Origin of the sequence: Falseniella ignava CCUG 37419 (genome assembly GCF_000301055.1) — a bacterium.
Lineage (GTDB): Bacteria > Bacillota > Bacilli > Lactobacillales > Aerococcaceae > Falseniella > Falseniella ignava.
On sequence record NZ_JH932300.1, the window covers coordinates 1 to 19,694 of the forward strand.

At 43.0% G+C, this 19,694-nt stretch carries 18 protein-coding genes, 2 tRNA genes and 3 rRNA genes; 15 read left to right on the forward strand and 8 right to left on the reverse strand.

The window, feature by feature from the left end:
- From HMPREF9707_RS00005 to HMPREF9707_RS00025, 5 genes are all read left to right on the forward strand, one after another.
- Positions 1-1,327 (forward strand): 16S ribosomal RNA (locus tag HMPREF9707_RS00005); the annotation flags it as partial.
- A gap of 265 nt (positions 1,328-1,592) precedes the next feature.
- A 23S ribosomal RNA gene (locus HMPREF9707_RS00010) occupies positions 1,593-4,462 on the forward strand.
- A gap of 76 nt (positions 4,463-4,538) precedes the next feature.
- Positions 4,539-4,654 (forward strand): 5S ribosomal RNA (rrf, locus tag HMPREF9707_RS00015).
- A gap of 50 nt (positions 4,655-4,704) precedes the next feature.
- Positions 4,705-4,777, forward strand: a tRNA-Asn gene (locus HMPREF9707_RS00020).
- Positions 4,778-5,223: 446 nt separating this feature from the next.
- A tRNA-Thr gene (locus tag HMPREF9707_RS00025) sits at positions 5,224-5,296 on the forward strand.
- 119 nt (positions 5,297-5,415) lie between these two features.
- Here the strand turns inward: HMPREF9707_RS00025 and HMPREF9707_RS08395 are convergent.
- Positions 5,416-6,045 carry a hypothetical protein gene (locus tag HMPREF9707_RS08395; protein ID WP_006700672.1) on the reverse strand — a complete coding sequence of 210 codons (630 nt, stop codon included), beginning with the start codon at positions 6,043-6,045 and terminating at the stop codon, positions 5,416-5,418.
- 209 nt (positions 6,046-6,254) lie between these two features.
- Positions 6,255-6,449: a hypothetical protein gene (locus tag HMPREF9707_RS00035; protein WP_006700673.1), complete on the reverse strand. Its 195-nt coding sequence runs from the start codon at positions 6,447-6,449 to the stop codon at positions 6,255-6,257.
- Between the two features lie 430 nt (positions 6,450-6,879).
- On the opposite strand from HMPREF9707_RS00035, the gene HMPREF9707_RS00040 reads away from it, so the two are divergent.
- The 3 genes from HMPREF9707_RS00040 to HMPREF9707_RS00050 all read left to right on the forward strand — a co-directional run bounded on the left by HMPREF9707_RS00040 (position 6,880) and on the right by HMPREF9707_RS00050 (position 8,021).
- A complete protein-coding gene (locus HMPREF9707_RS00040) occupies positions 6,880-7,098 on the forward strand; it encodes a hypothetical protein (protein WP_006700674.1) in 219 nt (72 codons plus the stop codon).
- Positions 7,099-7,453: 355 nt separating this feature from the next.
- On the forward strand, positions 7,454-7,642 hold the full coding sequence (locus HMPREF9707_RS00045; RefSeq protein ID WP_006700675.1) for a hypothetical protein: 189 nt from the start codon (positions 7,454-7,456) through the stop codon (positions 7,640-7,642).
- A 100-nt stretch (positions 7,643-7,742) separates the two neighbouring features.
- On the forward strand, positions 7,743-8,021 hold the full coding sequence (locus HMPREF9707_RS00050) for a hypothetical protein (protein ID WP_006700676.1): 279 nt from the start codon (positions 7,743-7,745) through the stop codon (positions 8,019-8,021).
- Positions 8,022-8,103: 82 nt separating this feature from the next.
- On the opposite strand, the gene HMPREF9707_RS00055 is transcribed toward HMPREF9707_RS00050, so the two are convergent.
- The 4 genes from HMPREF9707_RS00055 to HMPREF9707_RS00070 form a co-directional block, all read right to left on the reverse strand.
- Positions 8,104-8,628, reverse strand: a complete 525-nt coding sequence (locus tag HMPREF9707_RS00055) for a hypothetical protein (protein ID WP_006700677.1) — start codon at positions 8,626-8,628, stop codon at positions 8,104-8,106.
- Positions 8,629-9,048: 420 nt separating this feature from the next.
- Positions 9,049-9,582, reverse strand: coding sequence for an OB-fold protein (locus HMPREF9707_RS00060; protein WP_006700678.1), 534 nt, complete (start codon positions 9,580-9,582; stop codon positions 9,049-9,051).
- A 16-nt stretch (positions 9,583-9,598) separates the two neighbouring features.
- Positions 9,599-10,267 (reverse strand): helix-turn-helix domain-containing protein, encoded by a 669-nt coding sequence (locus HMPREF9707_RS00065; protein WP_006700679.1) that lies wholly within the window; start codon positions 10,265-10,267, stop codon positions 9,599-9,601.
- Between the two features lie 329 nt (positions 10,268-10,596).
- Entirely contained in the window at positions 10,597-11,079 is a 483-nt protein-coding gene (locus tag HMPREF9707_RS00070) for a ComE operon protein 2 (protein ID WP_006700680.1), read from the reverse strand.
- Positions 11,080-11,220: 141 nt separating this feature from the next.
- Between HMPREF9707_RS00070 and HMPREF9707_RS00075 the strand changes: the two genes are divergently transcribed.
- The 5 genes from HMPREF9707_RS00075 (at position 11,221) to queG (ending at position 15,942) form a co-directional block, all read left to right on the forward strand.
- Positions 11,221-12,333 (forward strand): M20/M25/M40 family metallo-hydrolase, encoded by a 1,113-nt coding sequence (locus HMPREF9707_RS00075; protein WP_006700681.1) that lies wholly within the window; start codon positions 11,221-11,223, stop codon positions 12,331-12,333.
- 14 nt (positions 12,334-12,347) lie between these two features.
- Positions 12,348-13,547, forward strand: coding sequence for a M20 metallopeptidase family protein (locus HMPREF9707_RS00080; RefSeq protein ID WP_006700682.1), 1,200 nt, complete (start codon positions 12,348-12,350; stop codon positions 13,545-13,547).
- A gap of 94 nt (positions 13,548-13,641) precedes the next feature.
- Positions 13,642-13,986 carry a hypothetical protein gene (locus HMPREF9707_RS00085; RefSeq protein ID WP_006700683.1) on the forward strand — a complete coding sequence of 115 codons (345 nt, stop codon included), beginning with the start codon at positions 13,642-13,644 and terminating at the stop codon, positions 13,984-13,986.
- Positions 13,987-14,012: 26 nt separating this feature from the next.
- The gene (locus HMPREF9707_RS00090; protein ID WP_006700684.1) at positions 14,013-14,750 is read left to right on the forward strand and encodes a gamma-glutamyl-gamma-aminobutyrate hydrolase family protein; all 738 of its coding nucleotides are present in this window, start codon (positions 14,013-14,015) and stop codon (positions 14,748-14,750) included.
- A 16-nt stretch (positions 14,751-14,766) separates the two neighbouring features.
- On the forward strand, positions 14,767-15,942 hold the full coding sequence (gene queG / locus HMPREF9707_RS00095) for a tRNA epoxyqueuosine(34) reductase QueG (RefSeq protein ID WP_006700685.1): 1,176 nt from the start codon (positions 14,767-14,769) through the stop codon (positions 15,940-15,942).
- A gap of 79 nt (positions 15,943-16,021) precedes the next feature.
- Here the strand turns inward: queG and HMPREF9707_RS00100 are convergent, their stop codons facing one another.
- Together HMPREF9707_RS00100 and HMPREF9707_RS00105 are read right to left on the reverse strand one after the other, a co-directional pair.
- The gene (locus HMPREF9707_RS00100) at positions 16,022-17,539 is read right to left on the reverse strand and encodes a helicase HerA-like domain-containing protein (protein WP_006700686.1); all 1,518 of its coding nucleotides are present in this window, start codon (positions 17,537-17,539) and stop codon (positions 16,022-16,024) included.
- A gap of 25 nt (positions 17,540-17,564) precedes the next feature.
- Positions 17,565-18,653 carry a M24 family metallopeptidase gene (locus HMPREF9707_RS00105; RefSeq protein ID WP_006700687.1) on the reverse strand — a complete coding sequence of 363 codons (1,089 nt, stop codon included), beginning with the start codon at positions 18,651-18,653 and terminating at the stop codon, positions 17,565-17,567.
- A gap of 123 nt (positions 18,654-18,776) precedes the next feature.
- Here HMPREF9707_RS00105 and HMPREF9707_RS00110 point away from each other — a divergent pair, with 123 nt between their 5' ends.
- Together HMPREF9707_RS00110 and yidD are read left to right on the forward strand one after the other, a co-directional pair.
- Positions 18,777-19,385, forward strand: a complete 609-nt coding sequence (locus HMPREF9707_RS00110; RefSeq protein WP_006700688.1) for a TVP38/TMEM64 family protein — start codon at positions 18,777-18,779, stop codon at positions 19,383-19,385.
- Between the two features lie 11 nt (positions 19,386-19,396).
- The gene (yidD, locus tag HMPREF9707_RS00115) at positions 19,397-19,690 is read left to right on the forward strand and encodes a membrane protein insertion efficiency factor YidD (RefSeq protein ID WP_006700689.1); all 294 of its coding nucleotides are present in this window, start codon (positions 19,397-19,399) and stop codon (positions 19,688-19,690) included.
- The last annotated feature ends 4 nt before the right edge of the window (positions 19,691-19,694 follow it).

The window sequence follows — 19,694 nt, forward strand, 5'->3', positions numbered from 1 at the left end:
TGTCACTGAAGGATGGTCCCGCGGTGCATTAGCTAGACGGTGGGGTAACGGCCTACCGTGGCTTTGATGCATAGCCGACCTGAGAGGGTGATCGGCCACATTGGGACTGAGACACGGCCCAAACTCCTACGGGAGGCAGCAGTAGGGAATCTTCCGCAATGGACGCAAGTCTGACGGAGCAACGCCGCGTGTGTGAAGAAGGTCTTCGGATCGTAAAGCACTGTTATCAGAGAAGAATAGCCTATAGAGTAACTGTTATAGGTTTGACGGTAACTGATCAGAAAGCCACGGCTAACTACGTGCCAGCAGCCGCGGTAATACGTAGGTGGCAAGCGTTATCCGGATTTATTGGGCGTAAAGGGAGCGCAGGCGGTTGATTAAGTCTGATGTGAAAGCCCACGGCTCAACCGTGGAGTTGCATTGGAAACTGGTCAACTTGAGTACAGAAGAGGAAAGCGGAATTCCATGTGTAGCGGTGAAATGCGTAGATATATGGAGGAACACCAGTGGCGAAGGCGGCTTTCTGGTCTGAAACTGACGCTGAGGCTCGAAAGCGTGGGGAGCAAACAGGATTAGATACCCTGGTAGTCCACGCCGTAAACGATGAGTGTTAAGTGTTGGGGGGTTTCCGCCCCTCAGTGCTGGCGCAAACGCAATAAACACTCCGCCTGGGGAGTACGGCCGCAAGGCTGAAACTCAAAGGAATTGACGGGGACCCGCACAAGCGGTGGAGCATGTGGTTTAATTCGAAGCAACGCGAAGAACCTTACCAGGTCTTGACATCTCTTGCATAGCCTAGAGATAGGTGAAATCCTACGGGACAAGAAGACAGGTGGTGCATGGTTGTCGTCAGCTCGTGTCGTGAGATGTTGGGTTAAGTCCCGCAACGAGCGCAACCCTTATAACTAGTTGCCAGCATTGAGTTGGGGACTCTAGTTAGACTGCCGGTGACAAACCGGAGGAAGGTGGGGATGACGTCAAATCATCATGCCCCTTATGACCTGGGCTACACACGTGCTACAATGGATGGTACAGCGAGAAGCGACGTCGCGAGGCCAAGCAGATCTCTTAAAGCCATTCTCAGTTCGGATTGTTCTCTGCAACTCGAGAGCATGAAGCCGGAATCGCTAGTAATCGTGGATCAGCACGCCACGGTGAATACGTTCCCGGGTCTTGTACACACCGCCCGTCACACCACGAGAGTTTGTAACACCCGAAGCCGGTGGCCTAACCATTATGGAGGGAGCCGTCGAAGGTGGGATGGATGATTGGGGTGAAGTCGTAACAAGGTAGCCGTATCGGAAGGTGCGGCTGGATCACCTCCTTTCTAAGGAGACATGGAGCTGCCAAAATGGCAGACGAAGTTATCGACACACATTGTGTTCGTCTTTGTTTAGTTTTGAGTGAGCTTCAGGTTTACTCAACTTTGTTCATTGAAAACTGAATATCGCTTATTATTTCTTCGATGCGAGGAAATAATAAGAAACAATTTCAAAAGTGAAGATATAATTTCTTAAGAAAGAGATATAATCAAACCGAGAATTGACCGAGTTCATCGAAAGATGAAGAAAAAATAGCGCGACCATCATAGTGGTTAAGTAAGTAAGGGCGCACGGTGAATGCCTTGGCACTAGGAGCCGATGAAGGACGGGACGAACACCGAAATGCTTTGGGGAGCTGTAAGTAAGCTAAGATCCAGAGATATCCGAATGGGGGAACCCGGCAACCGCAGGTTGTCACACGCAAGTGAGGTAGACGCAGGGAACTGAAACATCTTAGTACCTGCAGGAAGAGAAAGCAAACGCGATTCCCATAGTAGCGGCGAGCGAAGTGGGACGAGCCCAAACCAATGTGCATGCACATTGGGGTTGTAGGACTCAGACGTGGTATGAATCAAGTTAGTCGAAACATCTGGGAAGGTGTGCGGCACAGGGTGAGAGCCCCGTAGACGAAAGCGAGATTCAACCTATGAGTATCCTGAGTACAGCGGAACACGAGGAATTCCGTTGGAATCCGCCAGGACCATCTGGCAAGGCTAAATACTCCCTAGTGACCGATAGTGAACCAGTACCGTGAGGGAAAGGTGAAAAGCACCCCGGGAGGGGAGTGAAAGAGTACCTGAAACCGTGTGCCTACAAGTAGTCAGAGCCCGTTAATGGGTGATGGCGTACCTTTTGCAGAATGGACCGGCGAGTGACGATGATTGGCAAGGTTAAGCTGAAGAAGCAGAGCCGTAGCGAAAGCGAGTCTGAATAGGGCGAGGAGTCAATGGTTGTCGACCCGAAACCAAGTGACCTACCCATGTGCAGGTTGAAGGTGCGGTAAGACGCACTGGAGGACCGAACCAGGATACGTTGAAAAGTATTTGGATGACGTGTGGGTAGCGGAGAAATTCCAATCGAACTTGGAGATAGCTGGTTCTCTCCGAAATATATTTAGGTATAGCCTCAAAGTGAGAGCGATGGAGGTAGAGCACTGTTTGAATGCGGGGGCCTTATGGTTTACCAAGTTCAGATAAACTCCGAATGCCATTGTCTTATCTTTGGGAGTCAGACTGCGAGTGATAAGATCCGTAGTCAAAAGGGAAACAGCCCAGACCACCAGCTAAGGTCCCTAAGTATCAGTTAAGTGGAAAAGGATGTGGAGTTGCCCAGACAACTAGGAGGTTGGCTTAGAAGCAGCCACCCTTGAAAGAGTGCGTAATAGCTCACTAGTCGAGTGACTCTGCGCCGAAAATGTACCGGGGCTAAACTGAACACCGAAGCTGTGGATCCGTAAGGATGGTAGGAGAGCGTTCTATAGGCGGTGAAGCCATACCGTGAGGAGTGGTGGAGCGTATAGAAGTGAGAATGCCGGTATGAGTAGCGCAAGACGGGTGAGAATCCCGTCCACCGAAAGACTAAGGTTTCCTGGGGAAGGCTCGTCCGCCCAGGGTTAGTCGGGACCTAAGCTGAAGCCGATAGGTATAGGCGATGGATAACAGGTAGAGATTCCTGTACTTGGATTAAACGATTGAGTGATGGAGGGACACAGGAGGTTGTGTTCATCGCCCTGATGGAATAGGGCGTCCAAGCACCGAGCTTTGTCATGAGTGAAATGCTTATGACTGAAGGGTAAGGTGTGATGGGGAGCGAAGTTTAGTAGCGAAGTGAATAGATCAAACTGTCGAGAAAAGCTTCTAGCGAGTTTAACCAACCCGTACCGAGAACCGACACAGGTAGTCAAGTGGAGAACACTCAGGTGAGCGAGCGAACCCTCGTTAAGGAACTCGGCAAAATGACCCCGTAACTTCGGGAGAAGGGGTGCTGACGTATGTCAGCCGCAGTGAATAGGCCCAAGCGACTGTTTATCAAAAACACAGGTCTCTGCCAAACCGAAAGGTGACGTATAGGGGCTGACGCCTGCCCGGTGCTGGAAGGTTAAAAGGAGTGCTTAGCTTCGGCGAAGGTACGAATTGAAGCCCCAGTAAACGGCGGCCGTAACTATAACGGTCCTAAGGTAGCGAAATTCCTTGTCGGGTAAGTTCCGACCCGCACGAAAGGCGTAACGATTTGGGCACTGTCTCAACGAGGGACTCGGTGAAATTATAGTACCGGTGAAGATGCCGGTTACCCGCGACAGGACGGAAAGACCCCATGGAGCTTCACTGCAACTTGATATTGAGTGATTGTTTGTCATGTACAGGATAGGTAGGAGCCTAGGAACTGTGGTCGTCAGATTACAGGGAGGCGTTGGTGGGATACTACCCTTGACAGATGGTCCCTCTAACTCGCGTGTAGCACACGGAAGACAGTGTCAGGTGGGCAGTTTGACTGGGGCGGTCGCCTCCTAAAGCGTAGCGGAGGCGCCCAAAGGTTCCCTCAGAATGGTTGGAAATCATTCGCAGAGCGCAAAGGCAGAAGGGAGCTTGACTGCGAGACCTACAAGTCGAGCAGGGACGAAAGTCGGGCTTAGTGATCCGGTGGTACCGTATGGAAGGGCCATCGCTCAACGGATAAAAGCTACCCTGGGGATAACAGGCTTATCTCCCCCAAGAGTTCACATCGACGGGGAGGTTTGGCACCTCGATGTCGGCTCATCGCATCCTGGGGCTGAAGTCGGTCCCAAGGGTTGGGCTGTTCGCCCATTAAAGCGGTACGCGAGCTGGGTTCAGAACGTCGTGAGACAGTTCGGTCCCTATCCGTCGCGGGCGTAGGAAATTTGAGAAGAGCCATCCTTAGTACGAGAGGACCGGGATGGACGCACCGCTGGTGTACCAGTTGTTCCGCCAGGAGCATTGCTGGGTAGCTATGTGCGGGATGGATAAGCGCTGAAAGCATCTAAGTGCGAAGCCAGCTTCAAGATGAGATTTCCCATTCGTAAGAAGTAAGACCCCTGAGAGACGATCAGGTAGATAGGCTAGAAGTGGAAGTGCAGTGATGTATGGAGCGGACTAGTACTAATCGGTCGAGGACTTAACCACGAGTCAGTCAATTTAAGGAAACTTTTGGAAGAGATATTCAGTTTTGAGTGGACAAAGGTTCATTCAGATAATTTAGTGTGGTGATGGTTGCAAGAAGGACACACCTGTTCCCATCCCGAACACAGCAGTTAAGCTTCTTAGCGCCGATGGTAGTTGGACCTTGGGTCCTGTGAGAGTAGGTCGTCGCCACGCTGAATTATATTAATTCATTTAAGAGAAGATCTGATCTTCAGTTGGATGATTCCGCCATAGCTCAGTTGGCAGAGCGCATGACTGTTAATCATGATGTCGTTGGTTCGAGCCCAACTGGCGGAGCTTTTTATTCTAAGCCAGTCGAGCTTATTTTTTTTTGCTTAAAATTAAATTATCCTGTTGAAAATTATATTTTTATGAGTTGCGAGATTAAATTATTGTTTTTTGAACTGTTGAATTGGTTAGCTCGTATTTGATTTGACACAACTCCAGTGAAAAAATATAAATTGGTGAAAATGATTAGAAGCTCAACTTGACTAAAATCATCAAAAATACACCTTGCAAACGCATACAAACGGTGGTAAATTATAGTTGGAAAAAGAACCAAACGCTTTTCTATACTTATAAAATCCGAAGACATCTTATTGGGTACTCTCTTTGTAGCGGCGAATGATCACTTTAAGCAGAGACTGTGCTAAGGCGTAAGAGATCTTCGGATTTACTGTTTACTTTACTCGTAAAATCAGGTATAATTATGTTGTTATGTGTTAATAAGCTACATCTTATTTGCCGCCTTAGCTCAGTCGGTAGAGCGCTTCCATGGTAAGGAAGAGGTCGTCAGTTCGATTCTGACAGGTGGCTTATTTTTATTCCAAAAAGGTTAAATAATATTTTTGAACTGTTATAAGCCCTATAAATAACCCCACTCTATATCTTTTAGATAGGAGTGGGGTTTTTAAAATGTGCAAATTTTCCTCGGCTTATTTTTTATTCAAATATACGTTCGATAGATTACTTACATCAATTTTGTATCCTTCTTCTAGCTTGAGTTCCATTTGATCTACGCCTCTGAACATATTTTCACCAAGAATTTCAGTGGTAACAAGGTATCCATCTTTATCAGTTACAAATACATTGCCAGACTGTTCTTTTTCTGTTGTCGCAATATATGTACCCGGTTCAACGTCAATTCCAACAATCCAAAATCCTGCATGGATTTCTTCGTGCTTCTCCTCAGGACCAACCGGTGTAAAGGTGACTGAATCCAATCCTATAATTTCAATTTTTTCGCCCCCGGTCAGATACACCCTAATTTGTTCGACCCCACCGAAATGATTAAAGCCAAGCACTTCATTAAGAAGAAGAGTGGATTTATCTTTTTGGTATATCATTATATTTCCACTATCTTCTTCGTCTGATGGTTTAATATTATATCTACCTGGCTCAATATCTTCTCCTACGATCCATTCTCCCGAAGAAAGTTCGGTGGGCTTGATATTTTGTGAAGAAGTGATTAATGCTTCATAATCTGTTAATTCTAATCCATATGCAACTGCAGAATGACTGTTAAATAAGCATACAAAAACTAACGTCAGTAACAATTTTTTCATAATAATCCCTCTTTCTATATAATCATCATCCCAATAACTTTTACTTAATCAATAGTTTCACCTCTATTATATTTATTTTGAAAGGTTCTATCAATTTTGATGATTTTTTTAAAGAACATATTATGTATTGGAAATAAGATTTATATTAGCCTGACGGATACGAGGATTTTTTAGTCAGAAAAATTTTACCAATAAATCAAAACCCCGCTTTAATCAATGAGGTTATTTTTATGCAATGAAATAGAATAATTATATAACTTTTCAACTGTAGAGAACTTGGCATTATCAATCGAAGACTTCCCATTTATAAGATCATTTACAGTCATATATGGAACGTTTGCTTCCTTAGAAATGCGATATGTAGATATATCAGAACGAAGTAAATCTTCAACTTCTTTTCTCATGTGATTGCCTCTTTCCTTCTTTTCTTATTATTTTTCCGATCGATGGTTGTTTGGCATCCAATTCTTCTTGAATAGTTTTAAAAATTTTATGATATAGCTCTATGATCTCAATAGAATCTGTATTAATCATCATCATTTTTATTAAAGGTCAACCATGTTACTAGAAAACACAGCATTACGAAAATAATCTCTTTCATTGGAATTCAACCTTTTTATGGTTATGATTAGGAGTATAGGGCAGGGGTGATTATGTGACGTTCTGTCATAGATATATCTGTCCACTTTACCTTATACTGTACTATTGAAATCATAGTTAACAATAATTACTTTATATAATGATAGCATAAGAAATCTTATCAGAATAACAAAATTCATAAATCAAAAATAGGAGTACGTAGATTCCAAACAAAGAAAAGATAGGAAGATAGTTATGGTGGATCCTTTTAAATATAATAAATGGGAGAATCGCTTAAAAACAATAAAAATATTTTTAAAGGATGGAACAATTGATAAAGGAATATTTATTGAAGCTGATCCCGAATGTGACAATGGCGAAGGAGACGGATTTATTCTAGATGTTGATGGCGATACTACTGTTGGGAGATTAATACTTGGCAAAGATGTCGAAAGAGTAGAGTTTGAAGACTAACGCTTAACTGCTCTGATAAGTGTTTTTTGGATTTTTGTCAAATAGGGTTGATAAAACACTTTTTAGGAATTAAGCTAACCTTTTGTAGCTTAATTCCATGAGTGAATGCCTCGCCTTTGCATCCACATTGTCATTGTACGATCGTGCCGAATGTAGATGGAGAACGTACTAAGTTAGATGAAATGTTAAAAGATTAGAAAAAAACTAAGTTGAATCTTAATTTGGACTTGGAGATGTTTACAAAATGGTTCCGGATAAGCATGAGATTCTTCAACTCATATCAGAAGATTATTGAACGGGGATAAGTTTTACTCGTAAAAAGAAGGTTTGATAAAGTTTTAAGGATGGGGATCAAATGCCTATTGAGACAATAAATGACAACCAAGATAGGTATTATCATATAATTCGAGGACACAAACAAGAATTGTTTAGTGAAGATGCTATTGATTCCATTGTCGAAGCCTTAGTTAAAGCTGAAATGATATTTATAACCAAGGACTCTTTAGGACGAGATGCTAATTCCTATATAGGAACTCTTGGCTGATTTCCGTAGCTCGTTGTAACAAGAAGTGATATAATTACAGCATATACACCGAGCGAGAACTATTTGAGAAATAATGTATTGAAAAAGGGGGAGAAAATCTATGATACCAACAATGCGCCTAACTGATTACGAGCTAGATGATTCTATTGATGTTTTAGACGTAATACTCGAATACCCTACAGGCGGATATACGGACGAGATCGAGCTTCCCGACGGAATTCATGCAGTTTGTAGATACCAGGTAGACAAAAACGACATCTTAAATCGGATCGAGATTATTAATCCTACTGCGTTTATCGAATCTCCAGAAACAGATAATGTCGAAATCCAAGGTTGCAATGTAAAACAGTTGATATCTGAATTATCCGCAGAAGAATAAGCACTCACTCATCTGAACTGACCCCCGAAAGTTAGAGTTAGAAACTAACTTTATGGGGGTCACCTCAGGAGTAGGGCTTTTTTTATTCCATATCTAATACCTTTAAGGTTGTGTCAAATAATGACTCTACTGACTTTTTATCAAATGTAAAAGTAGCAGAGAGGTGTTTTTCTGTTTTGTTAGGGAAAAAATTAGCTACAGTTAACAAGAAATCATCTGTTATTACAGATTCCGTCTTGACCTCTTCTGATGGCAGCCATTCTGGTCTAATAGCTTTAACCATATGAGGTGTTAATTGCAATCCTACATGGTGCATAACATTCCTTAAATCTCTCTCATCCAAATGAAGAAATACGATTGACTCAATCTCATCATCGTTCTTGAGAATAACTCTTACTAAATCTTTTAGCATGTAAGAATCTTTTTCATCGAATTTTTCAAAAGTCCAATCTTCACTTTTCATATTATACATTAATCTGATATTTGTTTTTGTTTGTTCAACGTCATGTTTATAAAGTACATACTTGTCATACTTTTTAAAATCAAATCCGACCAATGCAGTAAAAATAATCAGTATTAATGTGCACTTTGATAACTTTCTTTGCATAACTTCACCTAATATTCTTTTGTTTTTTCAAAAACTTTGTCGGGTAGGTGTACTCACTCGCCATAAGCGACTGGTGCAACGCTTCTTTGTATCTTAAAAATAGGAAAATAATTACGCAAGGTACTAACATTGCAACAGCACTAGTGAAGACTAATTCCATATTATAGCAATAATAAATAAACGATGAATGACTAGTTGTGTAAACAATGCACCCAAGAATTGATATAATCAAGAAACGCATATAGAATACGTGATATATCATTGTTTTCTCTTTTATTTGTTCCGGATAATGATACCTCATCATATTTTTTAACATCAATATCTTCTATAAAAAAAATCCCCATAATTCTTACGGAACCACTACCCAAACGATTTCAACATTTGAAATGTCGTTCACAATAATATCGTCATAGCCTTTATTTACTGAATTAAAGTGCAGTCCTTTACACCAATATTCATAGATTTACCGTCTATAGTACCCTCAACTGTAATTTGATCACCTTTATTTAAAGATGATAGAGCGGAGCTATCTTTGAAGAAACATTGGACGGATAGTAGTTCAAATTCATCACCACCGTTAATCGTGACATAAGTTTGTCCGAAGGTTTCCCCTATAGAGTCTACGATACCAGAAATTTTAGCTCGTTTACCTTTATATTGTTCATTTGCACGAACCTCGTTGGCGTCATAGTCTTCTAGAAGCTGAGTAGCAGATACTTCTATGATTGGCTCTTCTTCTAGAATTTCCTCTTTATTGTTTTCTGTTGGTTTCACATCTGCAACGTTATTTTGTGAATTATTAGTTGTAGATGTATTGTCTGATCCTGAAAAATAATTCCCAATAAATCCAACTATTACCAATACCCCAATCATAATGAGGATATTTTTTAAACATCCTCCTCTTTTTTTAATAACAACTTCTCGGCCATTTTCGTCATAGTATTTCTTAGCCATTTATAATCTCCTCTTTCTATAAAATTACTTTCCCGATAACTCTTACACCATCTTCAAAAATCATGTCTTCGAATTTACCGTTAATCGACCGAAGGATGACTTTCTCACCATTAAAGTAGAACTTCTTACAGGTCATTTCACCTCCTTTGATTTCAATAATTGCTACTTCACCATTTTCAACGATAGGCTGCTTTTTATAAAAGATGATTGAGTTCTTCTTAATAAGAGGTTCCATTGAATCTTCTTGAACTAACAATGCACCATCAGCTCCTTCAGGAACATTTGCTGAGACAGTGTCATACCACCTATCAACATATCTTACTGGTATGTCGGCTGCTGTTTGCCCGTAAACGTAAACGGATGATTCTTCGTTAACATTATTCTGTTCATCGAGTTGATGCTCAGCGAAGTTGTATACAGTTCGCTGTCTATCAGGACTTAGTTGTTCATATACTTTTTGGATATCTGTCTTGTCAATGATTGGAGGAAAAAAGTAATCTAAGCTGACATTGAAATAATCAGCTAATTTAAACAACTCATCTTGTCCGACTTTCCTTAGGCCATTCTCGTATCGGCTGATGCTTTGACGAGTGGTGCCTAATGCTTTCGCTAAATCTTCTTGTGTTTTCTTATTGGCTTCTCTTAACTCTTTTATTTTAAATCCGATAAATTTTGAAAGTTCCATTATAAACACCTCATGTCTTGTATGAATCATAGCACAAATTGCTCCAATTTGGAAACGTTATTTGCATAGCAACTCATCGCGTTACCGAAATGGAACTTTAATATAATTTACATATAAGGGGTCAATAATTATGCTAACGAAGTTGTAATATTCAAGAAAGAACGTTTAGGAATGGTACAAGTAGAAAATTTTGAGAGCTATGTAATTTATTTAGCTCATTTTCAACAAACACTCACTCCATTCAGAGTGTTATTTTTATTCTCAAAATTAAATAAAATCCCAATTAAACAAGCTACCGAAGCACTCTGTCTTCAGTAGCTTGAATTATTTTACTGGTAATCGATGTTTTTGAGGTGGAGGGTTTTGATTTGTTCGAATAGATCCGGACTGAGTTCGTGTTTGGTCACTTGGATGTCGCATTCTTTGAACAAATCAATAGCATTGGGGTCATTGCGGTAATCGTAGAGGTAATGAACTTTTTTAATGCCGGCTTGAATAATGACCTTCGAGCAATTATAACAAGGGAAATGCGTAATATAGATTTCTGCACCTTCGGTCGGAGTTCCCATCTTAGCGCATTGAATAACCGCATTCACTTCGGCATGGATGGTACGAATGCAGTGGCCGTCTACTACAAAACATCCATGATCAATGCAGTGTGTTAGGCCGGATACTGAGCCATTATACCCTGTTGCCACAATCCGGTTATTTCTTACAATGACGGCTCCAACCATCAGTCGGTCGCAGGTGCTTCGGGTTGAAATCACTAGACTTTGTGCCATAAAGTAATCTGTCCAACTAATCCGTTCCATTTGCGTCACCTCATTTGATAATCTTTTCGCTTTTAATTCTATCATGAATTCAAGTCAGTTATAAGTCTATTGATTGATATTGCTTCTCGATTCATCCTATGATTAAATAATGACAAGTACGAGCGATGAAGGAGAAATGATATGAAAGAACGGACATTAACGTTGTTGGAAGACATGTTGCGAATTCATTCGCCTAGCCGTCATGAGCATCAAATGACGGAATATTTAGTGAAGTATTTGAATAACATAGGAGCCCGAGTCTACTTGCATGAAAATCAAGTTCAGTATGGTGGGGATTCGCCAGTGATTTTTGCCGAGATATTGGGGACGCTCGATGCGCCACCCGTTACTTTAAATGCACATACCGATGTGATTGAGCCCAATGCGGAACTTAATATTATTAAAGATGGAAATCAATGGCGGACGGATGGCACAACGACACTTGGGGGAGATGATAAAGCGGGACTCGCCGCGATTCTCGGTGCCATAGATTATTTAAAACGCCACGCGATTCCCCATCGGACATTTTATTTAGTGATTACCCCTGGGGAAGAACAAGGAATGCTTGGTGCACGGCATACTAACTGGGAGGAAGTTGATGCTGAAATGACTTTGCCTAAAAATATGATCGTCTTTGATAATGCAGGCCGAGCTGACCGGGTCGCATACCAAGCGCCTTGTTCGTATCATTTCGAAGTGACAATTCATGGGCGAAAAGCCCATGCAGGTATTGAGCCGGAAGCGGGGATCAGTGCGATCCAACTCGCAAGTCAGATTATTAGTGAACTGCCTTTACTTCGGATTGATGCGGACACCACCGCCAATATCTCGACCATTCAATCGGATTTTCCGACAAATGTGGTGCCGGATCGATGTACGTTTACCGGAGAAGTTCGGACGCAAAGTCAAGAACGTGCGGATCAAATCCTAGCTCAATATGAATCAATCATCCAACAACAGGTAGGGGATTCAAAGCATTATGACTTTAAAGCAACGTTAGATTATCCAGCGTTGCGCTCAAAAGACGGAGGGGCGTTCGTTCAAGAGGTGATTGAAGCCTATCAAGCGATAGGTGTTCAGGCAAAGCCACAGATTATTGGTGGCGGATCGGATGCGAATTTCTTTGCGGCGCATGGATTTAATGCGGCGATTGTCGGTGTGGGGATGCAACAAGTTCACACGACAGAAGAATATTTAGAGATTGACCAATTACTCTTAACAACGGAGATGTTAGTTCATTATTTAACTCAATAAGGAAGAGAAAAGATATGAATCCAAAATTATTATTACAACTCGCACAACAAATCTTACCTCAAACCATCCAATGGCGCAGAGCGCTACATCAAATGCCTGAAATCGGGCTGGAACTACCAAAGACGGTCGCTTATGTCTGCGGTGTATTAGATGAATTAGGCATTGAGTATGATTCACATTATGTTGAGGGCAATGGGATTGTTGCCTTAATTCATGGGGAGCGTCCCGCTAATAAAGTACTCGCTTTACGTGCGGATATGGATGGCTTACCAATTCAAGAGGACACGGGGTTGGATTTTGCCTCAACGAATGGCGCAATGCATGCGTGTGGGCATGATGCACATACTGCTGTTCTGTTGTCGGTAGCAGCGATTTTATCGCAACATCGCGATCAATTTGCAGGAACCGTCAAATTAATTTTCCAGCCGGGTGAAGAATATCCTGGTGGCGCTTTGCCGATGATTAAAGAAGGTGCGTTGGAAAATCCTCGGGTGACACGGATTTATGGCATGCATCAAGGGCAACTCGATAGTCAACAACCCGAAGGAACGATCGGCTTGATTGAAGGACCAATGATGGCTTCGATGGATCGATTCTTAATTGAAGTGCAAGGCAAAGGCTACCATGGAGCCTATCCGGAATTAAGTCATGATCCGATTGTCGCAACCGGTCAACTGATCACCGCACTTCAAACGATTAAATCACGCAATATTTCAGCTTTTGATCCGTCAATCTTATCGATTACCCGTGTTCAAGGTGGCTTTAATCAAAATATTATTCCCGATACCGTTGAGTTGGAGGGCACAGTCCGTACTTACAGCAATCAACTGAGAGAGAATATTCACCAACGGATTCAAGGGATTGCGGATGGGATTGCGCAAGCATTCGATGTGCAATGCAAGGTCACGTATGATTACAAATACCCTGCCATTATCAATACGCCTGAAGCTGTTGAAGAAACCCATCAAGTGCTAGAAGAAGTTCTGGGCGAAGATGCATTATATACTTTGCCGCAACCTCTGATGTCTTCCGAGGACTTTGCTTTTTACCTAGAGGAAGTTCCAGGCGCGTTTATTTACTTAAGTAACCCTGGGCACATCGAAGGTCAATTCCACGGGCATCACCATCCAAAGTTCGATATTAACGAAGATTATCTCGAACTTGCCATCCAAACATTTTTAGCTTTGACGTTGGATTATTTGAAGACTCCGTAAAATCAAGTGGATATTTCATTTGAGTTAATAAGGAGATCTCCCACTTCCCTTATCGAACGTTTGTTCGTATAATAAGAAGTGGGAGGTGAAGTTGATGCGTTCGATTCGATACTATGAAGGGCAGCGTTACTTTAATGTGAAGTCCTTTCTCAAGGAGAAAGGCTATAAAATCCAAACGGAATATCATCTTTTTAATGACCATATCCAAATCAAAGAGCGCTGGTGTGAGATATGGTCGCTTCACTTAGACTTGGGGGCGGAGAATTATTTGATCGTACGGCAAAAACAACCGCCTTATGCGGTCTATATTATTGATGTAGCGGGGACGATGATTACTTCGCAAGCGGTGAAGCAGTATATTGAGTCGGGGATTGTTCCAGAAGGTAGAGATTATCTTGAGGGGATTCCTCCAGAAGTGTACAATGGAGACAATCATTAGTATCAAGAGATTAGAAGAGGTGGAGCATGAGAAGACCTATTATTGGTATTACGATGGATGTGGGTGCGATGCAAGCGAGTGGGACTTATACGGGGCTCACGGTGCATTATGCACAAGCAGCCTTTGCGGAAGCCGTTGAAGCAGCGGGCGGGATACCGTACCTTATTCCTTTGAATGCCCAAGCTTATCTGAGTGAAGTGATCGAGTTAATCGACGGATTGATCTTAATCGGTGGCAGTGATGTCGGGCCAATCCATTATCAACAACAGCCGCGCGAGAAGCTAGGGCCAATCAAGCCCGAACGTGATTTGAACGATATTGAATTATTTAAAGCAGCAGTAGCAGCGCAAATACCAGTATTAGGAGTCTGTCGGGGGATGCAACTGCTGAACGCGGTCTTAGGTGGTACGTTGCATCAAGATTTGTCAGAGAATCCGAACATCTCGATACAACATGATCAGAAGTCGGCGCCGAATGTTGTGACACATACGATTGAAGTAGAATCTCAAAGTTATTGGAGTCGTCTCGTGACCGACCAAAGTTATGTGAACTCGTATCATCATCAAGTGATTGATCAATTGGCTCCGGGCTTGAAAGCAACGGTATTTAGTCCAGACCAAGTGATTGAAGCAGTGGAGAGTGAAGAAGAGGTGCCGCTCATTCTAGGCGTACAATGGCATCCTGAGACACTCTATCAAGATGCTTCAGATCAGTTAGCGATATTTCAAGATTTGATTCAACGAGCGAATCATTATCGCCAATAACGAGAGGGGGATGGGTATGCAAGAAGCAGGCAATCAAACGTTCAAAGAAGCGATTCGCGCTTATGCGCACTCGATTGGCATTGATAAGATTGGCTTTACCCATGCAGAACCTTTTCTAGCGTTGGAACCGAAATTGCGTAAACAACAAGCGCTTGGTCATCAATCTGGCTTTGAGCACCCGGTCATTGAGGAGCGTATCTATCCGGAGTTGACCTTACCGAAGGCACAATCGTTCATTTCGATTGCGTTAGCCTATCCGAGTCGGCCGAAGCAACGGGTTGAGACACGAAAAGGGGAACCGCGGGGAAGTTTCGCGCGAGCCTCTTGGGGAATTGACTATCATCATATTTTGCGAGAGAAGTTAGCGTTATTGGTATCCTATATCGAACAATCAGCGGAAGATTATGGCATCGAAGCGGGGCAGATGGTTTCGATGGTTGATACGGGAGAATTCTCGGATGTCTCAGTAGCTGCCCGTGCAGGGCTCGGGTTTATCGGGCGTAATGGCTTATTGATCTCGCGCGAATTCGGCTCGTATATGTATTTGGGGGAGATTCTAACATCAATTACCTTTGAGCCTGATCCACGGGTAGATTATGATTGCGGCGATTGTGACCGTTGCATTCGAGGTTGTCCAACACAAGCGTTGTTGGGGGATGGCAGTATGAATGCCAAGCGTTGTCTGTCGTATCAGACACAGACGAAGACGTTAATGCCTCGAGAATTTCGCAAGCCGATGGGACGGGTGATTTATGGGTGCGATATTTGTCAGGTTATCTGTCCGTACAATCGTGGAATCGACGTTCATCACCATCCAGAGATGGAACCGGAAGGTGAGGTTGTCTTTCCAGAGCTGAAGCCAATGCTTAAGATGAGTAATCGTGAGTTCAAGGCGAAGTTTGGCCATCTGGCAGGGTCTTGGCGCGGTAAAAAACCACTGCAACGCAATGCCATTATTGCGTTGGCGAATTATCAAGAGATGACGGCAGTGCCCATCTTATTGGAATTGATAGAAGAAGACCCACGACCGGAGATTCGTGCCACTGCTGCCTGGGCGATTGGTGAGATGCCAGATCTAAAGGGAAATCAAGAAGTGATTCAACTGCTCAAACGGACTCGAGAACAAGAATCCGATTCGCTGATCCAAGCAGAATATGACGATGCGATTCACCAACTAGATATATATAAATAAAAATAGACCGTTCGAACTGAGAAAGCTCAGGTCGAACGGTCTTTAAATTGTTGTGAATTCGTTGCTGAATGATTCGTGATTATTTATGGTTAAACATCCCGGTAATACCACGGGTAATGGCGCGTCCCATCTCGCGTCCAACCGCGCTCATCATATTCTTCGTAAAGCGATCCATTGGCGAGTCGCTGTTACGTTTGCGCTTCGGTTGGGCGGATTGCGTGACCGCTTCTTTCAATGTATCAAAGATTGAATCTTTTTGCGGTGTATCGAGCGGAACTTCGGAGACTTCGGCCGATTGACCGGCTTGAATTAAGGCTTCCTCTTGTTCCTTTACGAGTGCTTGAAGGACTTCATGGGCACTTTCACGATTAATCATTTCACCGTATTTCTCCATGAAGTCAGATTGATTGATCACTTGTAATAGGCGGCTCGGCTCGATGGTGCCAATCTTACTCATCGGAGGATAAATAATTGCTTTCTCAACGGAAGTAGGTACCCCGTCCGAATCTAAGACAGAGACGACGGCTTCTCCGACTTGTAAGTCTTGGATAACGCGCGGTAAGTCCATTGAGTCGTCCTGACGGAACGTTTCGGCCACACTTTGGATCGTTCGGATTTCTTTTGGCGTATAGGCACGTAGACCGTGTTGGATCCGGTGTCCTAGTTGACTGCTGACCGAATCGGGTAGGTCGGTTGGGTTTTGGGTGACGAAGAAGACGCCAATCCCTTTAGAACGAATTAAACGAACGACTTGCTCAATTTTGTCAACTAATGCTTTCGGGGTATCTTTGAATAAAGAGTGTGCTTCATCAAAGAAGAATACCATTTTAGGTTTGTCTAAGTCGCCAACTTCAGGCAGCTGTTCAAATAATTCCGAGAGTAACGCGAGTAAGACTGTCGAATACAAGATTGGCTGGTTATAGAGCTTGATGGCGTTGAGAATATGGATATACCCACGTCCTTGCTCGTCGGTTGAGAAAAAGTCGTCCAACTCAATGGCAGGTTCGCCAAAGAATTGTTGACCGCCTTGATTTTCAAGCACTAAGATACTGCGTAAGATGACACCGATTGACGCTTTGGAGATATTGCCATAATGTCCGCTAAGCTCTTTGGCATGTTCGCCGACATAATTCAACATAGCGCGCAAGTCCATTAAGTCGATTAATAGAAGCCCTTGCTCATCAGCTACGCTAAAGACAATATTTAATATGCCTGCTTGCGTCTCATTCAGGCCGAGCAGTCTAGCAAGTAAGATTGGACCCATTTCCGATACCGTCATTCGTAATGGAATTCCCGACTCTCCGCTAACATCCCATAGGTGGACTGGGAACCCTTGAGGCTCGTAGTCGTCATAGTGGGTAGCTTTGAGGCGGTCTTCAAGCCCTTCACCTGAATTCGCATCGACAATACTCATAATATCGCCTTTAATATCGGATAGAAATACTGGAATTCCGGCTTGGCTGAGTTGTTCGGCTAACACTTTTAAGGTGATGGTCTTACCCGTCCCGGTCGCACCGGCGATAATGCCGTGACGATTGAGCTTATCGGTATGCAACGCGATAGGGTGGGTACTGTAACCTAGCTTAATTTGTGCCATAAGTCATGACCTCCTTCTAATTAATTTAATGGTCTGATAAATCCGGATTAATAATAAGTAATTCTTTGGTAAAGTGATTTAACACTTCGCAACCATCTTCGGTAACAGCAACTAAGTCTTCAATTCGGACTCCAAAGTTATCTGGTAAATAAACACCGGGTTCAATCGAGAAGACTTGGTTGACTTGGCATGGTTCTTCATTGAATTTAGAGACATCACCCGCTTCATGTGCCTCTTGTCCGATAAAGTGTCCTAAGCGGTGAGTGAAGTATTTGCCGTAACCTGCGCAATCAATGTGGCGACGAGCGGTTTGGTCGATTTCGCAAAGAGGTACACCTGGCTTCACCGCTTCAATGGCTGCTTCATTCGCATGCTTCACCACGCGATAAACTTCTAGAGCTCTTGGGCGGGGCGTGCCAACACAGATGGTCCGTGTCATATCAGACGCGTATCCTTTATAGAGACCGCCGATATCAATAATCACCAGGTCACCTTGCTTTAAGGTTGCATCCCCATTGACGTGGTGCGGGTCTGATCCATTAGCGCCGTAGGCAATAATTGGTTCAAAAGAGACGCTCTCGTGACCTGTTTCAGCGTAGAGTTGCTTCGCATAATCGGCCATTTCGCGTTCACTTAATGGGTCTTCTTCTAATTTCTTAATGACTTGCGCCATGACTTGGTCGTTTAATCGTGAAGCTTCGCGCATAATCGCAAGTTCTTCTTCAGTCTTAATTGCACGTAAGCCGTCGATTAAGTCGGTACGATCTACCGGTTGTAGATTTGGTTTGGCTTGCATTAAGCGTAGTAAGAAATGACTAGGCCAATATTTATCGATACTTGTTACCCCATCAAGTAGATGTTCTGCCATCGCTTCAACCGCTGGTTCGCCGTCGTGATAGGTCACTACGTTGACACCTTCCAGATGTTGATAAGGAGGGAACAAGTCATTCAAAATCAATGTCAGTGGGCCTTCCACCGGCACGATCAGTGCTAAGAGACGTTCGCCGGGGTCCGTATGGTATCCGGTTAAGTAGCGAATACTGTAAGGATCCGACACAATCATGTTCGCAACATTTGCTGCTTGCATCGCTTCGGTCAATCGTTTCAAATTCATTTGATATTCTCCTTCTCAAGTTGGATTCACTTTCTATATCTATCTATAGTATAATGAATAAGCAATCTGATTACTATTTAAATTGTTGATTTTTTACTTTGTCCATCTAAAGGAGCTTCACTATTGAGAAGATTATCGTTAGAGACTCGGCGTCAAATCATCCGTGTTACGACCATTCTAGGAGTGATTTTGACCATCGTAGGGTCTATTTATATTAGCCGCTCTCCAATGTTTAAACCTGGAGGGGAATTTGAGGCACTCTTACGCCGGATGGGTGTTTTTGCACCGGTTTTATTTATCTTAGTTCAAACAAGTCAAATTATTTATCCAATCATTCCGCTCGGATTAACCAATGTGATTGGGGATTTAATTTTCGGGCATTTAGGTGGTTTTGTATTAAATGCGACTGGGATGATTATCGGATCAGGGATTAACTTCCATCTTGGGCGCAAATACGGCGAAGCCTTTGTGCGCGCCTTTGTGTCGGATTCGGATTTCGACCGGTATATTCAGAAGATGAATGAAGGGGAAGGGTATCGCCGATTATTGAAGATTGGTTTTATTGCACCACTGTTCCCGGATGATATTTTTTGTATGATTTCAGGGATGTCTGATATGACGTTTAAAGAATTTATGGGTTACGTGATCAAGTATCGTCCAGCTTCGATGTTCTTGTATACATATATTGTTTCGAATGTGATTCAATTTATTTATCAATACATTCACCGTTAAGGAGTGCTCGGATGGAAAAATTATTTATTAAATTAATTCATGGCTATCAACGCTATATTTCCCCAGGGTTACCGCCAAGTTGCCGTTATCATCCGAGTTGTTCGAACTATATGATTCAAGCAATTCAAAGACATGGCATGTTAAAAGGAGTGGTCATGGGGACGGCTCGAATTATTCGATGCAATCCATTTGTCAAAGGGGGCATCGATTATGTCCCCGATTACTTTACGATCCATCGGAATCCACTCTCACCGGAAGAACAACATGAAGTTGAATTGGCTAGGATGATGAACCAAAAATTGTGATATA